Source organism: Blastomonas sp., from assembly GCF_041747255.1.
In the GTDB taxonomy this organism is placed as follows: Bacteria; Pseudomonadota; Alphaproteobacteria; order Sphingomonadales; family Sphingomonadaceae; genus Blastomonas.
Map to the genome: position 1 here is coordinate 1 of NZ_JBGTFM010000368.1, position 1733 is coordinate 1733.

The 1733-nt window shown below is 63.1% G+C and carries 1 protein-coding gene; it reads left to right on the top strand.

Annotated elements, in window-relative coordinates; translation table 11 throughout:
* Positions 1-15 precede the first annotated feature (15 nt).
* A partial coding sequence (locus tag ACEW8G_RS12515) for a hypothetical protein (RefSeq protein ID WP_373488746.1) occupies positions 16-1733 on the top strand: 1718 nt, incomplete at its 3' end.

Below are 1733 nucleotides of genomic sequence, written 5' to 3' on the forward strand. Positions count from 1 at the left end.
TGGATGATCAGATGCGTGCCCGCACATCACCGCTGGGGCGCGGCAATCCTCATCGTTTTCCTCTTCTACTACGTGGGATCGCTATTGGGGAACGCGATCGGGCTGCCCTATCCCGCAACGCTTGATCCAGGAGTATCGCTGCGCCCGCTGCGCGGTTTTCTTCCGTTTCTGGTGTTGCCGTTCTTCGTGCTGCTGTTGCGTCGCATCCTGCTTGACCGGAGCGCCGCGGCGGCAGTCTGGCTGGGTCTGATCGCGGGGGTGGGGCTGCTGTGGTCAAACGATGCGGGTATCCCGCTGGTGCTGGCGCTCGCACTTGGCCTTGTCATGGCGCTGCATCATCGCATTGTCCTGCTTGTGAAAACGCTTGGCCTGTTCGCAGCAGGCACGGTGGCTTCGGCCGGTGCGGTGCTGATGTTGGTTACGCAGGGCGAGCCAGCGGGCTGGCTGCAATACAATTTCAACGATGTGGCCGGTGACCAGTTCTGGTTTTTCGCCCCGTGGGATCGCAGCTCGCGTATTCTGAGCCTGACAGACCTGCCCAATATCCTGCTCCATAGTGGACTGCTGCCCACCGTCAGCCTGATGCTGCTCACCGGCTGTGTGTTGTGGGCCATGGCCGCGCGCTTGCGGAAACGCGGTTCGCCGGTGCGAACGAGCGCCTTTATCTTTGTCGGCGCGAGTGTCATCGGCACCGCGCTGATCCCGCAGATTGGTGGCCACATCGGTGCGGAATACAACGCCAACACCTTCGTGCTGGGCATCTGTGCGCCGCTGATCATTGGCCAGCGCGCCCTGCTGCGAAGGGTTAAACCGGTGCTGCGCAACGCCTTCCCGACAAAGACCGCCGTTGGCATTGGCGTAGCCGTTTGCGTGGCGGCGCTGGCAATGGTGGGGCTTGAGGCAAGACGCTTTGCGGCGGTCTGGGCGAATACCGACCGCACCGCATATGATGCCGCTCTCGGCTTCCACGTAACGCCCGAATATGCGGCGGATCTGGCGGCAATGCGGCAACTGGCGCGGGCGTGGGACGCACAAGGCATCCCGCAGGATCGCCGCTTGCTGTCGGTCTATACCTCGCCGCTGGATATTGCTGCCGGGGTGGAGAGCCCGCAGCCGGTTGGCTCGTTGATCCATGCGCTGGGTTCGCAAAATCGCGCGGCCTACACTGCGCTGGTTGCAGAGCAACAAGTCGCTGCTGTCACTACCATCGCGCCCGATTACAGCGGCTGGGAAGGCTGGATCACCCGCGCCAACTGGCCGTTTTTCGAAAGCTTGAGGACCCAATACCGCCCGATGGCGCGGACCGACCAGAATGTGCTGTGGCTGCCTTCACCCAGTAGTGACCCGCTTGGCGAGGCGCGATGCGCGGTTGCCCCGGTCTCCGCAAGCAGGCTGCGCGTGACGATCACCGGGGCGCAGGAAGGCACGGCTTCGGTCCGCATAGAGCGCAGCGGGGCCTATGCAACGGGGCGCTCTGCAGTGCTGACCGTAATCGAGAATTCCCCTTACACTCGTGCGCCAAGCGGTCGTGCGTGGAGGGATTTTCCGCGCTACAGCGTCGCCAATGATCGGATCGTTTCGGTGCCTGCCCCAGTTGAGTTAGGCGATGTGACCGAGTTGACGCTGGAAGTGCTCGACGGGTCGGTGATCGGCGCCGCTGAATGTTCGGCACAGATCTTTCCCCCGATCGACTTCGGTGCCCTTCCCAGCCTTGCCGCTGGCTTCGACGCCTA